The sequence below is a fragment of the Enterobacter sp. A103 genome (assembly GCF_034427535.1).
GTDB classification, from domain to species: Bacteria; Pseudomonadota; Gammaproteobacteria; order Enterobacterales; family Enterobacteriaceae; genus Enterobacter; species Enterobacter asburiae_B.
This window is the reverse complement of the sequence record NZ_JAXQPQ010000016.1, coordinates 1-21097: the sequence shown is the minus strand read 5'-3', so window position 1 is coordinate 21097 and position 21097 is coordinate 1. Positions and strand designations below refer to the sequence as shown.

Below are 21097 nucleotides of genomic sequence, written 5' to 3'. Positions count from 1 at the left end.
TTAGCAAAGAGCTCAGCCCGGTGACCTGACAGGGACAGTACCAGGTAGTGAATAACAACTTGGTCTCTCCTAAATGCCATTTACGGACTGTTCGCTCATTGATGTTCAGCGATCGGTCTGCTTCACGTCTTCAAGTGCGATCAGCGACTTCTGTTCTAGTTCCACTCCTTACCGGATCACTCCTTTTTTTTACTTATTAAAATGTACGTTTGAAAAAGTAGACTCTCTGCGGTAAGCTCTGGCGGTATCCTACACCCTGATTTTTCACGCAGCGCGCCGGTCCCTTTCCGGCCCGAACGGAGTCCGACATGATCCTGATGCCCGACGACGAACCGGAGCTGGGCTTGCCCGCTGTGGTCATTCCACCGGAAGTGGATTTCCTGCCGGCGCTGTCAGGTGGTAATGCTCCGGTCAGTCCCGCCCGGGCCTACCTGCTTTCCCTCAATTCGCTCCGCAGCCGGCAGACTATGGCCTCGTTCCTTGGCATTGTCGCTGGCATGCTTGGTGCCTCGTCCTTAGATACCTGCAGCTGGGGCAGCCTGCGGCGTCACCACGTGATGGCCATGACCGAACTGCTGCGCGACACCGGCCGGGCCACCACCACCGTCAACACCTACCTTTCCGCGCTGAAGGGGGTGGCGAAGGAAGCATGGATGCTAAGGCTGATGGACGTTGAGAGCTTCCAGCATATCCGGGCGGTGCGTAACCTGCGGGGCAGCCGACTGCCAGGTGGCCGGGCCCTGTCGCCGGAGGAGGTCCGGGCGCTCTTTAGTGCCTGCGGGAACGATAACTCCAGCATCGGGGTGCGCGATGCAGGGATGCTGGCCGTCATTCTCGGTTGCGGCCTGCGCCGCTCGGAGGCGGTGGGGCTGGATTTGAGTGACGTTGTCACAGATGAGCGGGCGCTCAGGGTGCTGGGTAAGGGAAACAAGGTGCGCCTGGCCTACATGCCGCCCGGCACCTGGCAGCGGCTTCAGAAGTGGGTTGAAGAAGTTCGTGGGGAGAAGGAAGGGCCGCTGTTCACCCGTATCCGTCGCTTTGATACCCTCACAAACGACCGACTGACCGACCAGGCGGTGTACCATGTCCTGCAGGTTCGCCAGCGCCAAGCCGGAATAGCGAAATGCGCCCCGCACGATTTAAGGCGAACCTTTGCGACCGCCATGCTGGAGAACGGTGAAGACCTGATTACCGTGAAGGATGCGATGGGACACGCCAGCGTTACCACCACCCAGCAGTACGATCGCCGCGGGGAGCAGCGTCTGCGTGCCGCCCGGGATCGCTTAAACCTGACCTGATGCTTAACATATTTTTAAGAAAGTATTTAATAACATTCTGTGTACGCCCCGCAGGAAGTACCCCGTTCACTATGGTACTGCTCGAGACCTGCGCGTCATCCCGCTTCCCATCTGAGCTGGGGGATGTTGACTTGCGGGGTGGCTGACGTGTTTTTCGTTCTAAGATGAAAAGATGGTGGCAATCCACAATGCACTGGACGAATGCAGCGCAGAGCATCCGGTATTTTATGAATATGAAGTGGATATACATCTCAATCCCAGAATTGGCGTAGACTGGCACCGTCGCGGACAGCAATAGCGAGTGGTTACGCTAGGGCAAAATGAAAAATACTATCTGGTGGCGCGTTACGCAGCGGAACGGGCAAAGTCAGCTACGTGGGTGGCAACAGCAAAAGCTCAGCCTTGTTTATCAGTCTGTTGCAACACCTTAAGGCGACGTACCGACGGGCAAAAACGATAACGCTCATCGTGGACAGTTACATTATCCACAAAAGCCGGGAAACCCAGCGCTGGCTGAAGGAAAACCCGAAATTCAGGGTCATTTATCAGCCGGTTTACTCGGAATGGGTGAACCATGTTGAGCGGCTATGGCAGGCGCTTCACGACACGATAACCCGAAATCATCAGTGCCGTTCAATGTGGCAACTGTTGAAAAAGGTTCGTCACTTTATGGAAACCGTAAGCCCATTCCTCGGGGGTAAACATGGGTTGGCAAAAGTGTAGCGGTATTCGGCGCAGCTATTTAGGTGGGCCTGCAGTTGTTTTATTCACCAGTACCGCCTGGTTACCCATTATCCGGATGTCAAATATGAGTTGTTCATACTGTTTCTGTCTTACGGAGATAAATCCTTCTCGATATGCATCCAGGTAATCTGCAGTGATTTATTCGATTCGTTATCACCACTTACCTTATCCTGAGCGTTCAACATGAAAACGCAGGTGTCGGCTTCGCCGCGAAACATTTCGGGGTGATTCAAGCAGTTCAGCCAGCTTCTTTTTCAACTGTTCACGAACAGTCGAGCTCAGCTGTCGCCATTACTTTAGTGCTCGCTCGTCAAAATCCAGCAAATACGCCATCAGAGCTCATCCAGCGTCACACGTACGGGCTTGGGATTTCGAATACGCTCTTTCACTATCTCCACGAGCTCAGCATCTTCATCGCTCAGGAGTTTCTGTTTAAACGGCAAGCGTTCATTGTCAACGATATATACAGGCATAAGACGCAGCGCTTCAGAGGGAGTTACACCCATTTTTTCAAGCGCAGCGTAAGAACGTGCTTTGAGTTCATCGTCAATACGCAGGTTAATGCTACCCATGTCCTACACCCCTTGTAATTACAAATGTCATTATAGTTATCGCGTTATAACATGCTTAGGGCAAGTCTCGAAGAACGTCTGAATGATAGGATTTCCGTATCTCACTCGTTGCGGACATTAACTGAGACGATTTACCATCACGCGACATTACGCGCACCGCTGAAATGGGCTGAGCGCGTTTCTGACGGGAAACGGGTAAAACAGGTAACAAACCCCCGGGAAACCAGCCAGAAACGCAGGGGATGAATTTTACTTCAATGCATATAAACGCACAAAGATGCTTAGGCTCTGATCTCAATATATTTACCCCCCCTTCAACCCTATTTCTGTAACTTTTCTCAATAGGTCTGATCACTCTTTCCAGTCTTGTTACCGGATAAATCTCAATAAAAAGCACCTTTAAAGGTGTGCTTAAATGATCTGCAATAGACACTCAAACTGCGGAGGTAACATTATGGCATTTCAGGTTCTGACCACTACAGCAGCCAGTATTACTGAGCTTAAACGTGACCCTATGGGTACTTTCCACGCCGGTGATGGCGCTCCGGTAACCATTCTTAATCGTAATGAGCCTGCATTCTACTGTGTGCCACCGACACTATATGCCCAGTTGATGGAACTTCTGGAAGATGAAGTACTGGGACGGATGGCTGATGAGCGAAACGGAGTGACCTGCCCCCCAGGATTAGATACAACCTTGAGTTAGTAATGGACTGACCCCGCCCCGGTAGACGATCCTGCCCTATAGTTTGAGCATAGGTGGAGCGTATGGGCACACCACGATTTACACCTGAATTTAAGGAAGAAGCCGTCCGTCAGATAACGGAACGCGATTATTCCGTCGCTGAAGTATCTGACCGTCTGGGCGTGTCTGCGCACAGCCTCTACAAGTGGCTACGGGCTATCAAACCTGATAACAGCGAGCAGCATGCCCGGGATTTACTGGAAGCTAAAAGCGAGATCCTGAAACTCCGGGCGCAGCTAAAACGCACCGAAGAAGAACGGGATATCCTGAAAAAGGCCGCGCGGTACTTTGCAAGGGAGCCCGACTGAAGTACCGCTTTATCAATGAGCACCGCACTGTATGGGGTGTGATGACGATGTGTCGGGTACTGAATGTCGCCCGGGCCGGGTTCTATGCGTGGCTGCATAATCCTGTCTCAGAGCGGGATAAAGATAACCAGCGCCTGCTGGCGCTTATCCGCGACTCATATTCCCTGAGCGGAGGCGTATACGGTTATCGACGGGTTCATGGCGATCTGAACGAAATCGGGGAAACCTGCGGTAAAAACCGGGTGGGTCGGATCATGCAACTGAACCGGATTAAAGCTGTGCGCAGCTATAAAGCTCCACGTCGTATCGCCGGCAGGCCTTCAGTCGTTGCTCCTAATCGCGTGCAGCGGCAGTTCACCGTTGTCCGGGCCAACCAGGTCTGGGTCACCGATATTACTTATATCCGCACCTGGCAGGGCTGGCTGTATCTGGCGGTGGTTATCGATCTCTTCGCCCGTAACGTGGTCGGCTGGTCGATGAAACCCACTCTCTCACGCGAACTGGCGCTCGACGCGCTGATGATGGCCGTCTGGCGTCGAAAACCGGACGGCGAGGTTATCGTACATAGCGTCCAGGGCAGCCAGTACGGCAGTGACGACTGGCAGTGCTTCTGCCGGGCCAATAACCTGGCCCCGAGCATGAGCCGACGTGGCAACTGCCAGGATAATGCGGTGGCCGAATTGTTCTTCAGTTCACTGAAAAAAGAATGCATCAGGAAGAGAATATACAAAACCCGGGATCTGGCCCGGGCGGATATCTTCGATTACATTGAAGTGTTCTACAACCGGGCCCAGCGCCACAGTCACCTCGGCGGCATCAGTCCGGAGGACTTCGAACAGGCCTCATCGTGAGGACAGAATTTGTCTACGGGCATGGGGTCAGTCCAATCGCCATTCTTCAGCACTGCTTTTCATGCTGCAGATTCAGTTTGATTAGCTTCCCCCGTCTGGTCTGGATTATTCCTTCCATTTCAAGTTCCTTGATAGCCTTATGAACCGCGCTTCTGGACAATTTGTTTCGTGACAGGGTATATGTGTAAATCGAATGTTGTACACCCGAGGCCTGCTCTTCAGACCATACCTTCTTCAAACTTTCAAGCACCTTGGTTCTGGCGTTCGGAAGATTGTCCAGATATTCCCTTTCGTAATACATGTGAAGATGCATGACCAGAATATCGAAGGCATGTTTCCATAATAGCTCCCGATCCATCATCAGCATGGCTTCATCAGCATCTATGCTCCACATTTCACAATCGCTCAGGCACCGCATATAGTGCGTTTCAGCCAGACTGCGCATTTGAGCCAAGCCAAGAACAGAGGGGCCCTTCAGCACCAGTGACTGAGAATTGTCACTGAGCCGCAGTACAGCTACTTCCCCCTGAACGAGATAGCATATGTGTCCTTTTTTTTTGAGGCTGAAGCGCTGATGCTTCTTCCGTCTGAGAAGTACCGCTTGATCATGTTTTATTATGGCATTGCCAAGAGTAATCACTGAAACAGAATGATCCGGTTGCATAATCAACTCATTTTGAATGAATATGTTTTACCATACTCCAGATAGTAATGGGTCTACAAATGTTTTGTATATACTAGAAATTAAAGAGCACCGGTTAACAATATCCAAAAATGGATGCTGTTAACCGATGTCATGTCCAGTTCCAGTTGTATCAACTTGAAATCTGTAGATTGCTCTGAACAGTCGTTAGCCCTTACATTCAAATATCTTAATGTGTAATTATGTTTATTTTTTTATATCAAAAGGTTGAGTGTGTCATCATAATAGGTGTACATATTGTTACCTTCTTCATTCTTTATGAGAGTGTGGCAACGGGGTGTTCTCCCATACCCGCTTGTGCAATTCATTCCTTGCACAGATTAAAAAATCACAACAGATACATTGTGGAGGAACAGTAAACGTGGGCAGGCTGACAACGGAGACAGTGAACAAGAGCGGTAGCCACGAGGGAACCTCAAAAGCGAGCATTATACAGCAATTCAATTTTAGTGAGGCATTACCTCTTTAACAGGCGATATTTTTAAACAATATCTATGTATTTTTGGTATATTTGCGTACGTGTGACTAAGTAAATAAATGCGGTTGTTTGGTTACTGTTGGATTCCATTTGTGTTAATCTAATGATATTTCTCATATGAATGCCATTAACTTCAAGCGGTTAACAAGCTGCGTGATGCAGGTAAACCGCTAGTTGAAATGTCTATTATTGTACATTTATTAAGAATTTCATTAATTGCATTATGCAAAGCGATGCATACAATGTGATGCAATCTAGTACAAATTTTAAATGCAAACTAAAGCCGCCATTATCATTTTAGGGCGTAGTTTTGGTGCTGACGAATCTAAATGTTAAATTTATGAAAAAACCATTAGACATTAAAGCTGAGTCCGTTCTTGGTTGCTGCGCTTTAATATTGCAATTAAATAGCAAGCCAGTAGTCTTTTCGCGCGATAATATAGATGCATCTCTTCCACTAAAGGTTATTTTATCCAAAATCAGTCGTGAACAACACGTCAAATTTGTTTCTCACAAGATGTCTGTTAAAAAATTGAATCCTGATAAATTACCACTGGCATACCAGACCCGGCAGGGGGCGTTCGTATTGCTGGCGAAAATGTCGGGAGAGCAGGTGCTTATTCAGCAACCATCCCACGACACTCCTGAAGTGATTTCTCTTACTGAGTTGGAGAGTCAGTGGCAGGGTCATGTCATTGAGTTAAAAGGTTGTACCGGTCGTTTTGACATCACTTGGTTTATTCCTGCATTCCTTAAGCATCGTCGATTACTGGGAGAGGTCTTGCTCCTCTCGTCCATACTCCAGTTGCTGGCACTTATATCACCCCTTTTCTTCCAGGTTATTATGGACAAAGTGCTAGTGCACCATGCTCTCTCTACCCTGGATGTGCTAGTCTGGGCGCTAGTTATTGTTGGTATTTTTGAGGTGATACTCAAAGGGTTGCGGGAGTATGTTTTTAGTCATACGGCGAATCGGATCGATGTTGTATTGGGTGGTAAGTTATTTTCCCATGTCATGGGGCTACCACTGGCCTGGTTTAAACATCGACAAGTGGGAAATATCATTTCCCGAATACAGGAGTTGGACACCATCAGGGAATTCCTGACTGGCTCGTTGCTGACGCTTTGTATCGACATAATATTCACTGTCATTTTTTTAGCGGTAATGGCGAAGATGTCATTATCGCTAACCGCAGTGGTGCTGGCCACACTGCCCTGTTATGTCCTGCTGGCCTGGAAAAGCCAAATGCCGCTACAAAAAAGCATTGAGCAACAGTTCATGACCAGCGCTATGAATACGTCATTTCTCAATGAATCAGTCAGCGCTGCTGAAACCATAAAATGCTTGGCTATAGAGCCGAGAATGCAACGCCGTTGGGAGCAACAGACTGCAGAAATGGTAGAGGCGGGTGTATACACACAGACGTTGAACACCCTGGTCGGGCAGGCGGTGATGTTGTTACAAAAAATCACCGGTGTTGTCATTATCTGGTATGGGGCTCACCAGGTAATTTCACTACAGCTGACGATTGGACAACTAATTGCTTTTAATATGCTATTGACTCAAGTCCACCAACCTTTTTCCCGTTTTATAGAATTGTGGCAGAAGTTTATTCAAACAAGAATAGCCATAAGTAAACTCGGGGATATGCTCAATCAGCCCGCGGAGCAGGCAATGGATAAGTTTTTGCCATCTACCACTTTACAAGGAGATATAACTCTTTCTCAGGTGGGTTTTCGTTACCGCCCCGATCTTCCTCCGGTGCTAAAGGATATCTCATTGCATATTCATGGTGGTGAATGCATCGGCATTGTAGGGCCTTCAGGGTCGGGTAAAAGCACGCTTGCCAAGTTGTTACAGAAATTATACGTGCCGGACTCAGGGCAAATAAAATTTGATAATTATCCTATAGCAAGTTTGAACACAGAGTACCTGCGTACTCAGATAGGTGTGGTGTTGCAGGAGAATTATTTATTCAGCCTAAGTGTCCGGCAGAATATCGCAATTCAGAACCCTTCCGCTTCATTGGAGCAAGTAGTGGAGGCAGCCCGGACTGCAGGCGCGCATGAGTTCATTCTGCAACTCCCGTTGGGCTATGACACTGTGCTGGCTGAAGCCGGACGTTCATTATCTGGGGGGCAGCGTCAGCGTATCGCCATTGCCCGAGCATTAATCACCTGTCCGCGCATTTTAATATTTGATGAGGCAACCAGCGCGTTAGATGACGAATCTCAAGCGATTATTCAGGCCAATATGAGTGAAATTTCCCGGGGGAGAACCGTCATTATGATTGCACACCGATTGTCTACAGTTCGTCACTGTGATCGCATTATTGCGCTGGAAAATGGGCGAATCACGGAAGCTGGTACTCATCAACAGTTAATTGAACGCCAGGGTTGTTACTCCCGTCTGTGGCAACTTCAACAGAATCTTAATAGGGAAACCGCATGAATATCTCATCAGCGCTGGATGTTATGCGAAAATATATTAACAAATGGTTTCGCTTAACCGCAGTTAAACGCACCAGGGATGAGTATGAATTTCAGCCTGGTTATCTTGAAATTATTGAAAGGCCGCCAGCACCATTGGCTCGAAGCATCGCTCTTGGGCTAACCTGTACACTATTACTGATCCTCATCTGGGCTATTCTTGGTCATTTGGATATACAGGCTAATGCCACCGGACAACTGCTGGTTTCGAGTCATTCGAAAGTAATCCAGTCTCTGGAATCAGGAGAAGTTATTTCCATCAACGTTCATGACGGCCAACGTGTTAAAGCGGGGGATATTCTGATACGTCTTAATCCCGTTAGTGTTAAGGCTGATCTGAAGGAGCAACAAGCGCAATTGCGTTACCAGCGCCTCGAACAGGCGCGTCTGCAGGCACTTCTGAGCGATTCTCCTGTAGATAGTTTTGTGGCACCCGATGATATCCCTGCAGCGGAAATCGATGAAACACGGGAACATTTGCTTAGTGTCTGGCGGGAAAACCGGTCTGCTATAGCAGCTATTGATAATGATATTCATGTTAATCAGGCCAACCAGCAGGCGCGTCGTTCTGATATTACCTCGCTGGAAAAACTCATTGCCAATATACAAGTTCGCCTGGCTGCACGTCGGAAGCTACTCGTTACACATGTGGTATCTAAAGAAGAATTGCTTGAACATGAAAAGGAAGAACTCGATACCGCACGCTCTATAGAACAACAGCGGGCAGAGTTGAGGGTTCTTGAGGCACAACAGCAGAGTCTTCTGGAGCAAAAAAAAGGGTATATGGCCAAGTTTCGGCGCGAAAACTATGACGCTTTAACTAAAACGCACAATGAAATTGACGTGCTGACACAACAACTGATTAAAGCTCAGGAACGTGAACGTATTCAGGACTTGCGGTCCCCGGTAGATGGCGTCGTTCAGCAACAAACAATTCATACTCTCGGTGGAGTTGTTCAACCAGCGCAACAGCTGATGATCATCGTGCCAGAGCATACACCACTGGAAGCTGAGGTTATGGTAATGAATAAAGATGTGGGTTTTGTTCGTGAAGGGCAGTCTGTTGAAGTCAAAGTGGATGCTTTTCCCTATACCCGCTATGGCACACTACACGGGGTCGTGGCCCACGTATCAAAGGACGCTGTCAAGGATGAAAAACTGGGGCTGATTTTCCCGGCTCAGGTCCGTATGACGCAATCGTCTATTAAGGTGGGTAGCCAGTCTGTGCCGTTACAGGCCGGAATGAGTCTGACGGCAGAAATTCGCACGGGCGACAGGCGCGTCATTGACTATTTACTGAGTCCATTGCAGCAGTATCAGTCAGAATCCCTGAGGGAACGCTAATGTATATCAATGAAGATGCTATCATATCAACGACTTGCGAAGATCCTGTCTGCTGCGACGGTATAATGGCATTATCCCGCGCCGCCCGGCACTTTAAGATAAGTATTGATCCAGTACAGTTATTGCATCGTCTGGGAGGTGTTGGTGATAAAATCTGTGCTTGGGAGCTCTGCCGGTGTGCCCGCTGGGCCGGTTTGCGCGCACGTTGCACTACCACCGCCGGGTCGCGCTTATCTTTACTGCCAATGCCCGCTCTCGTCTGGCTGGCTCCTTTGGGCTGGTGCATCCTTGAGCAGGCAGATGAGCGTGAGGTGGCTATCTGCAGTGGGAAGACGGGAGAAACGCACCTGTGTTCTCTAGAAGAGTTTGTGTCCCAATGGGATGGTGGGGTTATTTTACTTGCAGAAAAGCGGGATATTGTTCGTCAGGTCAAATTTGGTTTTAGCTGGTTTTTGCCCACCATGCGCAGGTATATTGCTCAGTTTCGCTCTATTCTATGGGTATCGCTGATGTTGCAGATGATTGCTCTATCCGCCCCCATCCTGTTTGAGAATGTTACCGATAGAGTGTTGGTCAGTCGCAGCCTTTCCAGCCTTGAGGTGCTGGGTCTCGGCATGCTGGCACTGGCGGTGTTTGAACCTGTCTGGGGGTTTGTACGTTCTTGGGTGTTCTCGAGACTCGCCGGGAAAGTGAATGCCGAATTGTCGGGGCGTCTGTTCGAACATCTGATGGCACTCCCGATGCGCTATTTCCAGAAACGGCAGACTGGGGAAATCATTGCCCGGGTGCGGGAGATGCACCATATTCGCCAGTTTCTGACTGGTTCAGCACTGACGCTGGTTTTGGATTTGGCTTTTGTGGTGGTCTTTCTGGGCGTCATGTTTGCCTACTCCGCGCCACTGACGTCTATTGTACTAGGTTCACTGGCCCTTTATTTTCTTTTCTGGCTGTTGATTGGGCCGCTAGTACGCCAGCGCGTAACGACACAATATGAACTTGCGGCCAGTAATACGGCATTTTTAACAGAGTCAGTCACTGGCATTGAAACCATCAAAACTACGGCAACGGAAAGAAGTTTTACCCATCGCTGGGAGCGTCAACTGGCCGATAGCGTACGGGCCACCTTTCGTTCTAAGGTGGCGGGATTATGGGCGGGGCAGGGGATAGGATTGATACAGAAACTTACTTCAGCGTTGTTGCTATGGTGGGGGGTAGAGCTGGTGATGGACGGTAGATTTACTCCAGGAGAGCTGATTGCGTTCAATATGTTTGCTGGTCATGTCACACAGCCTATTTTACGTCTGGCGCAGGTTTGGCAGGATTTTCAGCACACTCTGATTTCACTACGACGCGTCGGAGACATTCTGGATGAGCAGACAGAAAGCGGGCTGGGAGGGCTGGCATCTATACCCAAGCCGGAGGGAAGTGTCTGCTTTCGAGGTGTTCGTTTTCGCTACAACGACGACACACCTGAAGTTCTGTGTAATCTGAACGTGCAGATTAATCCGGGTGAATTTGTTGGTATCACAGGGGCATCAGGCTCAGGGAAATCCACCCTGACTCGCCTGTTGCAACGTTTGTATATCCCACAGCACGGGCAGGTGTTGGTTGACGGCATGGACTTGGTGATTGCGGATCCGGTGTCTCTGCGCCGCAACATGAGCGTAGTGCTGCAGGACAGCCTGCTGTTCTCTGGTAGCATTGAGGATAATATTCGCCAGTGCATTCCGCAATGCAGTCGTGAAGATGTTATTTGGGCATCTAAACTTGCCGGTGCGCATGAGTTTATTGAGGCTCTTCCTGAGGGATATCGGACACAGGTAGGTGAAAAGGGGGGACAATTGTCCGGCGGGCAACGTCAGAGAGTTGCCCTGGCCCGCGCCTTGCTTACTGACCCACAGATATTAATTTTGGATGAGGCGACCAGTGCGCTGGATTATGAATCCGAAGCGGCAATAATGAGCAATATGGAAGAAATTTGCCGTGGTAGGACGGTTATCAGCATAGCGCATAGGCTGAACACCCTGCGCGGTGCAGACAGAATACTGGTAATGGATAAAGGATTTATTGTGGAAGAAGGTCACCATGAAGAGTTAATTACTCTGAACGGTGTGTACGAAAAGTTATGGCGATTACAAACAAAAAGCTAAATGCTATATTACGTTTCTTTCATGACATGGTGCTTATTATTTTTTAACGCTCTGTGGTTGATTATTGCTTCTATTGTTAATGTTTGTAAGTTGATACCCTCATTTACTGTAACAATTAATGATAGGGTGCTGAAATGTTTGGTTTTATTTATTTTAAATTTGAAAATAGCTCCAGTCAGACTCCTGTTAAAAACATGTTTATCAGGACATTGGTAATGCTGGCTTTTTTTGGATCAAATATAATACTAACAAAACAGTGTAGCCTTTATATTCATACTTTACGGAGCAATTACCCTAAATAGCCGTGCCGAATAATAGAGCACTTGAAGAGAATTCAGCCCGTGCAGAACGGCGCATGGTGCAGAAAGCGATTCATAAAACACGTAATACCCCCCCACATACTGACTGCCATACTGATGCTGCACCAGGGTGATTTGTGTGAGTGACGTCGCTAGAACGCTCTGCTGCGTCCGTTCATACTTAGGGCACTGGATTAACTGGCTCACATTGTCGGGTTCGGAAGGCCTGAAGTACTTACCTGCAAGATATTGTCGGCGCTGGCCTTTTGGGCATATCTGCACCTTGTTATATGAACTGATAAAACACTTTTCCGATGATTTTGGCTATCAACGCTCACGCTTGAGGACAGAACTACTGGCGATAAAAACCAACGAGATAACCGGGTGCCAGTTACATACCGGAATTATTCGCCGCTAAAGAAACGTCAGGCGCTAATAAAAGCACGGATTTTAAGACTCACCGTTGGATGGTTAAGAAACCGCATAGCTGGATAAATAGTTTCCGCCAACTTCTGATGAGATGGGGGAAGAAAGGCAAAAATTACGAGGCCATGTTGCATTTTGCATGTGGTCTCATCGGCTGGAATGAAATCTTAATGGAGTAGGCTAAAATCTATGGAGCCAAATCTGCGTAGTCTTGCTGGGTAATTATCTATTTAATATGAGCGTGAGGCCGAAGATTGCTTTGCAGAATTAGTTTTTCGTAGACAAACGTTATGGAAGCTGCGCGTATTGCAGGTGCACCTGGCTTTGTTTGTTGAGTTATGCCACTTTGCTGATTGACGCTGACTGTTCGCTACCGGGAGGGCAAGGACAACATATTGCTTTGCTTATACCAGTATTGTTGACCAATCCATGAATATTAATTCAGAATGTAGCAGCATGTGCTTAGTATTATTAATACAAGGCTGCAGTAATGAACAATATTGCGGATATTTGTAAAGGCAGGGTTGTTATTATCATTGCGCCTTGCCTTAATACGCTACGTAATGCAGGCAGAATATAAAGACACATGCGGTAGAAGAAAGAAGGTATGATGTGTTAAGTTGTAATAACTAAACTTATTCAAAAGCATGGGGGTTACAAACAAAAAATACACAAAATAAATTTTGAAATTTTAACTTTAAATATTACTTGGTTAATCCTTTTTAATTAAAAGGAAAACAAGTTCGTTATTTTTAATTGCTTGATTAACTTGTGAGTAGTTATGACTTATTTCAGTAAAAATACGTTAACAAACTTTGCAAACGTTCTTAACGGTGAAGATATAAATGAGAATCAACTTGATGACATTGCTAACATGATCCAGGCTTTTGAACCGGTTGGGGATGAAATAAATGCTGATGGTGTTGTAATCGGTTATACATCTGTTACATTCGATGCCGTATCTGCATTCCTCAACGATGTTCAGTTACATTTAAATTTTAATAAGCCAACTGAAGTGGTCTCAGATGAAGTAAGCAACGGATTAAGTGAGGCTATTGTTGGGGCCATTAATGCAACTGGAACAACAATAAACAACATAGCCTCCTATGTTAGTAATTTGGTAACACGTTGGAATAATGACCCAGAAAAAATGCCTAACCGTATTATTGTAATGGTTGGGGATAATCTTGATGAAGTGATTCTAAGCGCTGGGCTAAAATTACAGCAAAAAAACAATGGTGCCAAATTACTCATTTATAGACAAGGCCATTTCTACGAAACTGACGCAACTGGACAGGTTCAGTTTTTCGCAACTCATAACATGTCAGGGAATGTCCAAGTTGAATTTTTAGGTCATGGATCCGCTGACCATCTCGGGGAGTTAAATGCAGAAGAACTAGCCCAGGCAACAACCAGATTACAAACATTAACTGGCGAAGGAGCAATAATAAAGCGTGTTAACCTTGTTGGCTGTAATACTGGTGTTAACGAATTAGACACAGTTGGCATTAGTTATGAGTTACAAGAACTTCTTCCTCATGTTGACGTTAAGGGATATAACAGTCAAATTAAGATCGATGCCAGTGGGCATAAAGTCTCGGTACAACCTGGAGACGTAAATGCATTGCCAAATTCAAATCGAAAAATTGAAGAACAGTTCGCTTCTCGTGAAAATGCGATAGCCGACGACATCAAGAAAATTAAATCCGATAAATCTCTTGCTGCTGCATGGATTGATTTCAATAATGCATTAGTAGATAATCAGAAGTTATTTTCAAAAATTTCATCTATCGGCAAGAAATATTTTACAGTGGGTGACCAACTTCAACAAGACGTATCCCAAAAGAAAATTACACAAGATGAATATTTTGGTAAAATCCAACAGTACTATAGTCAACTTAGCAAAGAAGTAAATGATGCGATCAAAAATAGTTGGGGTGACTTTAAAAACACAAAAGGCATAATTTCAGCTTTTAATTCATCTACTATCTTGACAGACTATGTCGCCTATTTGTCGAAAATAACTGCTTCAGGAACAACCGGAAGATTTATTTCAACACTGGCTAACGTGCAGGCCGGACTTGATGCGCCCAGTGGCGCTACAGCTTCCATCGCTTCTACCAAAGTAGACCAAGCTAAATCAGCTGCCAAGCCAAAAACCGAAAAATTAAGTGATGCTTCTAAGAGAGCTTTAGCTCTAATATGGCAGACTAATGAAGGTTCAATTTCCCTTAAAAACAATAAACCTGTAAATGGATCAAAAGTTATTTCTGAAATATTAAGGGTAGGCGGGAATGATTTTTTCAAAGGACAGGAGGATGTTCTCGGTGCTATTAAATATTTAACTGATGGGAAAAACCCCTCTGAATTACAAAGTACATATGATCGCTATTTAAATGGTAAATTGAGAGATGACAAGTTGCTTTATCGTGGGGTTAGCGAGAAAGAATATTCGAAGCTACTAAGCCTTGTAGATTCTAAAGGTGTTTACACGCCTGGCGGCTATCTTTCATCCTCGACTGATAAAGAAGTTGCTGCTTCTCTTGGGCGAGTGGTGCGTATTTCCGGAGACGCTAGTTTTATACCTAATTATTTATATCGATCCGGTGGAGGGGATGAGTCAGAGTATGTTTTTCCGCGTGATTCCAATTTTATTGTAACGAAAGGTAAAGATGGGTATTTATCTCTCACTGAAGTTTCTTATGCCACATCCCAGCTAAAGACTGTAGATAAACAGGAAGTCATTAATCATAGCCAGCTTATTCAAAATGTGGCCCCAGACCTGAGCGAGGTGGTTTCTCGCCATCATAATGAGGGGGTTACAAGACGTTTTGCTCCTCAGTCGTTTCTGCTTCGCGAGGACGACCCTCGGGGCATCTGTGATTCCCTGAGTGAGGCCTGGCTTTTCACGTTGTCACGCGACGATGGTGGTAGTTTGCACAATACTTTTCTTGACGATGTCTTCTTGCGTTCGCAGGCTCTTATTTCCCAGGCTGCTGACCAGGGACGTCTGCCGGATGAACTGCCGGCTCAGGCAGAAGCATTCCTTACGACACTGAATCAGTTACATTCATCAACGAATCGTGCTGTCAGCTCGCTGTCAGAAATTGTAAGGTCACTAACGGGGGCCACCTCGGATAAGTTTCTTTCTCTGCATACAGGTAATCACGCCCTGGCAATTTCCCGCCGGACCTTAAACGGCAGCACACGATACTATTTCTATGACCCAAACCTTGGTGAAGTCAGCCTTCCAGCAGTTAATGCTGAACAAGATGCTTCTGCTCTTTCATCTCTATTAAAGGACATTTTTGCCATAAAAACCGGCCCTGAAAGTAGTGCCCGTACACTGGCAGACTATTACCAGACCGTCAGCCGCAACGGAGAATTTATGTTCAGCGTTGCCACTGACATGCTTTCCGGCGCAAACCAGCCGGATTATACCGCCCTGGAAAACCTGCTGCTCAGCAGTGGCCAGCATAACGGCACCACCTTAACCACGCTGCCTGCCGGGCTGGAGGCACTGCGTCAGGCCGCACCGGATACCTTGGCCTCCCTGCTCTCGGCTGATTACTCCCGGGCGGTTACCCTTCAGGGTCAGGAGGGAGCCAGCCGGTTGCTGGCGGATATGGACCGGGTCGTTCAGGGACTGGCCGGCGATAAGGCTGAAATCACCGGTATCACCACTCTCCCGACCACCGGCGACGCCCTTTCGCACACGAGCATTGAACTGACCTTTAAAGGCGGGGATGGCGCACTCCACACCACCACAATGGATGTATCTCTGGATAACTATCTGCCCGGTGCAGGGGATGAACACTCCTATGCTGCCGGTACAGAGCTGTACAGTAAATCCCAGAACCTTTATTCCCTGCTGACAGGCCTCACGGGTCTGCTCGGTGCTGCTTCACGGGGCGATATTCAGGGCGAAGCTGTCAGCGGAACCTTTCTCACCCTCAGTGTGGCGGACATTACGGGAGTGATGGATAAGCTGGCTGACAGTTTCAGCCAGGCGCTGGGTATCAGCACCGTTGAATTCGGTTCCGGCATGAGCGGCTTACTGGGGAAAGGCGCCTCAGAGTTGGCAGCCCTGACAGGTATCGGTGAAGCGGTCGCCGGCGCCGTGGGTAAAATTACCGCAGCAGCACCCTTGCTGAACAGCGCTCTGCTGGGGTTCACGCTGTACTCGGATGTGGAAGCCCTGAAGGCTACCTCCGGCGATGATCATACCCGTGCCATTGGCACGCTGACCACCGATGCCGTAACCGGGGGGCTCGCGCTCGGGGCCGGCATTGCCAGTGCGGCCGGTGCCATTGGCTCCGATGTGGCTGGCGGTTTCGGCGGCTTTGCCGCTGCTGTCGGGATTTTAATTGATGTGATGATAAAGCCTGATGATCCGCTGGGGCTGCGCAGCCTGATTAATCCGGGCAGTCTGCAGACTGAAGATTATCTCAAACGCATCAGCGAGGTATGGACCGACAAGCCTGCGGACCTGTATCAGATAAAAAATATCCCCGTGGGCAGTGCCGGCACACTCAGGCCGGCCCTCTCGTTTGTATTAACTGCCCGCGACCTGCCTGACGTACAGGGACTGCTAGAGGATGCGGACACCCGCACACTTCTGCCGTACCTGCGTCAGCTGACACCGGATGAAATGCAGGCTGGTTCGGCCGACCCAACGGTACTGAAAACCCGGCTTGAGCAGCTGGCAACGAACGCTGCCACCACCGCTCAGTTAAATGATATCGGTTCAGGTAACTTTGCTCAGGGTGAACATGATGGCGCATCGGTAAATACCACGCTGGATCGCATCCAGGCCTGGATACCGTTGATGGAAAAGGCATTCCGCGCGCTTGACGAACGGCATGTTGACAGCCATCAGCGGCTGGCTTTCATTCTTGACCCGGACGCCTCCCTGCCGGCTCCGGCGGCCAACGGCAACGAAGTGGTGACACTGGATGCGGACGGGCGGGGATTTGAAATGACCTGGACTGCGCCGGCGTCTTATGAAGGACATGTCACGTATGCACAGGGGCCGGAAAACATGAACCCGCGCCATACGGATACCGGGCAGGTGACGGACGATATCGTGATGGGTATTGGACAGACGCAAACTCTCAGCGCTGACTCGGCGCTGGAGGGCCAGCAGACGCTGACTGCCTGGCAGGAAGGGCGGTCACCGGATGATAACCCGTATGACACCCCCGTGGCGTTGGATCTGGACGGGACCAGTACAGACCGGATCCATCTTACGTCCCTGGATCACCTGTTTACTGTGATCGGTAATGCCCGGGATAACCGTTTTTACAGCGCATGGTCAGATCCGTCACAGGAATATGATTACACGGTCAGTGGTGAGAGTGGTGATGACACGCTGTTTATGGGGGCGCACGGAAACTACAGCTTTGACGGTGGGGCGGACAACCACGGTAATGGCGGTCAGGGTGACAGCGTGGTGGCAGCAGCCACGGATGAACAGGGTTACGCTCTGTATGACCTGGATGCGGGTACTAAAGTTACCTATGACACTGACCTGTCCTGGCGTCAGAACCTGTCGGCCCGCCTGACAGGGGTGGAGAATATTTACGGCAGCCGCAGTGATGAGGTATTCCACGGCAGTGACGGGCGAAACCTGATTGTCACCGGCGGGGGGGACGACCGGGTCTGGCTGAGCAGCGGTACAGACCAGTATGCCGTGAGTGGTCGCGTGGTGTTCCACGGTCAGGCCGATCGCGGGACAGAGGCGGCACGGGATACGGTGGTGCTGACCGGCGTGGATCTGGCTGACCTGACGGTCAGTAACACAGGGCTGTCCGGAGGCGGTGTGCAGGTCACGGCGGATACAACTGCGCTGACACAGCTGAAGTTTTTAACACAGGACAACCACATGGTTTACCGCGCCGGAGACCAGTGGGTGACGGTCTTATCCCGGCCTGATCTGGCGCAGGTGTCCGCGCTGCAGATTGCCCTGTACGATAATGCCCGTATCCTGGCCCTGCCGGGCGTCAATGCGGTGACACTGCCTGACAGCGTGGCACCAGCAACCGTTATCCTGCGGGACGCATCAACGGGTACAACCTGTACACTACAGTATGATTTAAATGGCAACCCGGATACCGTGTTGCTGTCGCTGAATATGGCCTTTTCTTCGCTGACAGCGGATAACATTAAAAAGTACGTGACGCTGGTCACCGGGATGGACAGGGTGGAATGGCGAAGCAGTGACGGTGTGGCCTTCCACTTCATGCAGCAGACCGGGGCCGGCCACGCGGTCCACGAGGTCATGGTAGTGGATCGCGTGGATCCGGCAGTGTATGCCGTGCCGGGGATGAATATCCTGACCCTGCCGGGGAGCGGGGGACCGGGACAGGACGGTATTGTCATGGACATCACAGGCCTTGAGAAAAACGCCAGTGAGTTTATGCTCGATACCGGAACCTGTCGCGGTGCCCTGACGCTGACATACCGGAGCAACGGACTCCTCACGGCGGCCCCGCAGATAATCTATCCGGCAGAGACGGATAATAACGGGGTTACTCTGCAACTGCCGGACGGAGAGATGATCGGACTCCGGACGACGTCCGGGCTGACGCTGTTTACCCGTGACGATGCAGGAAACACCCTAGAAACGCAGTACGACGCGGCAGCAAATCCTTCCGGCGCACTGTTCACCCTAGTGGATAAATTTACGGACGGGCAAACGGATATGCAGCGTCTTTACCGGTATGCATCCCGGGGATTTGGTGAGGCCGGCGTCAGCCATCTGGAAATGAAAACCGCCGATGGTGTGACATTCCACTTTGCGCGGCAGACCGGAGTGGATTCGCAGGTAAAACAGGCTCTGGTTGTGGATGACATTGATGCCGGTGTTTATAAAAATGCCCATGGCGGGCTGACACCGATGTTCGGTGATCTGAGCACGATGCCGGGCGTGGATGTCCTGATGGCAGACATCACCGGTCTGGTGCAGGGCTGCCAGGCAACACGGCATGAGAAATTGTTCATTGACTTATACGGGAACGGGCAGAGGATCTTGACCTACCGGTCAGACACCCCTGTGACCACAGACAGCCTGTCTGCCCTGACGCCGGTCCTGAGCAGCGACGGAGAGGAGTGGGGGGTGGCCCTGCCGGACGGAAATATGTTTTATGTTGACGCGCCCGCCGGGCTGACAAAGGTGGGGTTAAATATTATCACGGCAGGGGGCAGTAACTGGCAGTTACGCTATGGCACAGATACGCACGGAAACGTGACATTAACACAGGCGATAGACACATCAGGCCACAGCCATTTAACTCTCGTTGATGGAAAGATGATGGCAGTATACGGGGGAGACATCGGGCAGAAAACAGGGGTGAATATTGACCTGACGCAGGCAGTACAGCACGGCGGGGATGCAGAAGGCGACCGCCTTAATGGCGTTACGCAAGTATCCGGTTCAGCCAGTGCTGACCATCTTACGGGGAACGGGGCGGACAATATCCTGTACGGTGGTGCCGGTGAGGATGTACTTTGCGGGGGCGGTGGGACAGACCTGCTGGCTGGCGGCCAGGCAGCGGACACATATATTGTGAACCAGGGGGACCATGTGGTGATATCTGCGCAGGATAACGGGACGGCGACGGATAACCTGTTTTTCAGCGGGACGGTGAACCATGACGACCTGTCATTTGGCCTGCAGGGGGATGATTTGGTGGTGGCGGGCGGAGATCGTGTGGCGATCCTCAGGAACTGGGCAAAAGGGGATACCCGCTACAGCCTGACCCTGGTAGACAGCTCGCTGGATGAAGGGCAGTTCGGTAGTCTGGTGAATGCCGGGCTGAAACTGCCACAGAGCGTGCAGGCGACGGAGATGCCGGCGGAGGGGAACATGGTTAAGGGGGCAGTGTCTTCAGAAATGAAAACTGTGACACTGAGCAGCGGCAGCTGGGAAGTGACGGCATCTGATAATGATGGTCATTTTATCGCGGGTTCACCAATGGCGCTGAACAACCATGTTGCAGTAAGTCAGTCTACGGAAGAGGTGTTTGATGCGGCGGCAGGTTACCGGCTTGACGTGCAGCTGCAGGGCGCATCGTCTGGTCTGGCGGGGTTCCACGCGCATCTGAGCGTGGCGGGGAACCGGCTGGCGGAGGCGGCAGAGGTGTCACCGGGAGCGGACAATACCGGGAAGGTGACGGTAATGGCGGAAGGTGGGAGTCTGGCGGCGCTGGCGGANGTGTCACCGGGAGCGGACAATACCGGGAAGGTGACGGTAATGGCGGAAGGTGGGAGTCTGGCGGCGCTGGCGGACGGCAGGCATGACCTGACGGTGGAGCTTGAGGAGGATGGCGGTCACGGAGGCGTCATCGTGACCGGTCTTCAGCTGCAGAAGCTGACGGGCGCCATGGCCATCTTTGATGCGCAGGGGACGGGGAGCGTGGTGCCGGTGAGTACGGACCCGGTGCTGTCATCGCTTCAGCCGCAGGTGACCGTGGTGGTCTGAGGAAAAGCATAACAGACAGGATATAATCCATGGTAATCAGAGCCCTGCCACAGTGCAGGGCTTTTTATTGTCATCCCTAAACCACTGATCATACCCATCAATAGTGGACACGCGGCTAAGTGAGTAAACTCTCAACCAGAGGTAGCTCACATGACAAAACCAGCATCAACTATCAAAAAGATCCGCAAGCAGCACACTCCTGAATTT

At 49.8% G+C, this 21097-nt stretch carries 9 protein-coding genes and 4 pseudogenes; 10 read left to right on the top strand and 3 right to left on the bottom strand.

The window, feature by feature from the left end; all coding sequences use genetic code 11:
• The first annotated feature begins 308 nt into the window (after window positions 1–308).
• Both SPH27_RS22070 and SPH27_RS22065 read left to right on the top strand, forming a co-directional pair.
• The gene (locus tag SPH27_RS22070) at window positions 309–1298 is read left to right on the top strand and encodes a tyrosine-type recombinase/integrase (protein WP_322435877.1); all 990 of its coding nucleotides are present in this window, start codon (window positions 309–311) and stop codon (window positions 1296–1298) included.
• Between the two features lie 163 nt (window positions 1299–1461).
• Window positions 1462–2021 (top strand): annotated as a pseudogene (locus SPH27_RS22065) (IS630 family transposase); the annotation flags it as partial.
• Between the two features lie 240 nt (window positions 2022–2261).
• Here SPH27_RS22065 and SPH27_RS22060 read toward each other — a convergent pair.
• A pseudogene (locus SPH27_RS22060) lies at window positions 2262–2375 on the bottom strand (type II toxin-antitoxin system RelE family toxin); the annotation flags it as partial.
• Entirely contained in the window at window positions 2375–2614 is a 240-nt protein-coding gene (locus SPH27_RS22055; RefSeq protein WP_322435876.1) for a type II toxin-antitoxin system RelB/DinJ family antitoxin, read from the bottom strand. The gene SPH27_RS22055 and the pseudogene SPH27_RS22060, both read right to left, overlap by 1 nt.
• A 454-nt stretch (window positions 2615–3068) precedes the next feature.
• On the opposite strand from SPH27_RS22055, the gene SPH27_RS22050 reads away from it, so the two are divergent.
• Both SPH27_RS22050 and SPH27_RS22045 read left to right on the top strand, forming a co-directional pair.
• Complete coding sequence (locus SPH27_RS22050; RefSeq protein ID WP_322435875.1) at window positions 3069–3320, top strand: type II toxin-antitoxin system Phd/YefM family antitoxin; 252 nt, start codon at window positions 3069–3071, stop codon at window positions 3318–3320.
• 62 nt (window positions 3321–3382) lie between these two features.
• A protein-coding gene (locus SPH27_RS22045; RefSeq protein WP_322435874.1) for an IS3 family transposase occupies window positions 3383–4518 on the top strand; the annotation gives its coding sequence in 2 pieces (ribosomal slippage) (window positions 3383–3629 and window positions 3629–4518; 1137 coding nt in all).
• Between the two features lie 46 nt (window positions 4519–4564).
• Here the strand turns inward: SPH27_RS22045 and SPH27_RS22040 are convergent.
• Complete coding sequence (locus SPH27_RS22040; protein ID WP_322435873.1) at window positions 4565–5182, bottom strand: helix-turn-helix domain-containing protein; 618 nt, start codon at window positions 5180–5182, stop codon at window positions 4565–4567.
• Window positions 5183–6039: 857 nt separating this feature from the next.
• Between SPH27_RS22040 and SPH27_RS22035 the strand changes: the two genes are divergently transcribed.
• The 6 genes and pseudogenes from SPH27_RS22035 to SPH27_RS22010 all read left to right on the top strand — a co-directional run bounded on the left by SPH27_RS22035 (window position 6040) and on the right by SPH27_RS22010 (window position 20890).
• Entirely contained in the window at window positions 6040–8151 is a 2112-nt protein-coding gene (locus SPH27_RS22035; RefSeq protein ID WP_322435872.1) for a type I secretion system permease/ATPase, read from the top strand.
• The gene (locus SPH27_RS22030) at window positions 8148–9533 is read left to right on the top strand and encodes an HlyD family type I secretion periplasmic adaptor subunit (protein WP_322435871.1); all 1386 of its coding nucleotides are present in this window, start codon (window positions 8148–8150) and stop codon (window positions 9531–9533) included. Before SPH27_RS22035 ends, SPH27_RS22030 begins: the two co-directional genes overlap by 4 nt.
• Window positions 9533–11683: a type I secretion system permease/ATPase gene (locus SPH27_RS22025; RefSeq protein WP_322435870.1), complete on the top strand. Its 2151-nt coding sequence runs from the start codon at window positions 9533–9535 to the stop codon at window positions 11681–11683. Before SPH27_RS22030 ends, SPH27_RS22025 begins: the two co-directional genes overlap by 1 nt.
• Before the next feature lie 355 nt (window positions 11684–12038).
• Window positions 12039–12397, top strand: a pseudogene (locus tag SPH27_RS22020) (IS630 family transposase); the annotation flags it as partial.
• A 46-nt stretch (window positions 12398–12443) separates the two neighbouring features.
• A pseudogene (locus SPH27_RS22015) lies at window positions 12444–12587 on the top strand (IS5/IS1182 family transposase); the annotation flags it as partial.
• Window positions 12588–13189: 602 nt separating this feature from the next.
• Window positions 13190–20890 carry a C80 family cysteine peptidase gene (locus SPH27_RS22010; RefSeq protein WP_322435869.1) on the top strand — a complete coding sequence of 2567 codons (7701 nt, stop codon included), beginning with the start codon at window positions 13190–13192 and terminating at the stop codon, window positions 20888–20890.
• Window positions 20891–21097: the final 207 nt, after the last annotated feature.

Bases quoted from the DNA above. Each gene is read 5' to 3' on its own strand.
- SPH27_RS22070 (WP_322435877.1), top strand. From the start codon at position 309: ATGATCCTGATGCCCGACGACGAACCGGAGCTGGGCTTGCCCGCTGTG.
- SPH27_RS22055 (WP_322435876.1), bottom strand. From the start codon at position 2,614: ATGGGTAGCATTAACCTGCGTATTGACGATGAACTCAAAGCACGTTCT.
- SPH27_RS22050 (WP_322435875.1), top strand. From the start codon at position 3,069: ATGGCATTTCAGGTTCTGACCACTACAGCAGCCAGTATTACTGAGCTT.
- SPH27_RS22040 (WP_322435873.1), bottom strand. From the start codon at position 5,182: ATGCAACCGGATCATTCTGTTTCAGTGATTACTCTTGGCAATGCCATA.
- SPH27_RS22035 (WP_322435872.1), top strand. From the start codon at position 6,040: ATGAAAAAACCATTAGACATTAAAGCTGAGTCCGTTCTTGGTTGCTGC.
- SPH27_RS22030 (WP_322435871.1), top strand. From the start codon at position 8,148: ATGAATATCTCATCAGCGCTGGATGTTATGCGAAAATATATTAACAAA.
- SPH27_RS22025 (WP_322435870.1), top strand. From the start codon at position 9,533: ATGTATATCAATGAAGATGCTATCATATCAACGACTTGCGAAGATCCT.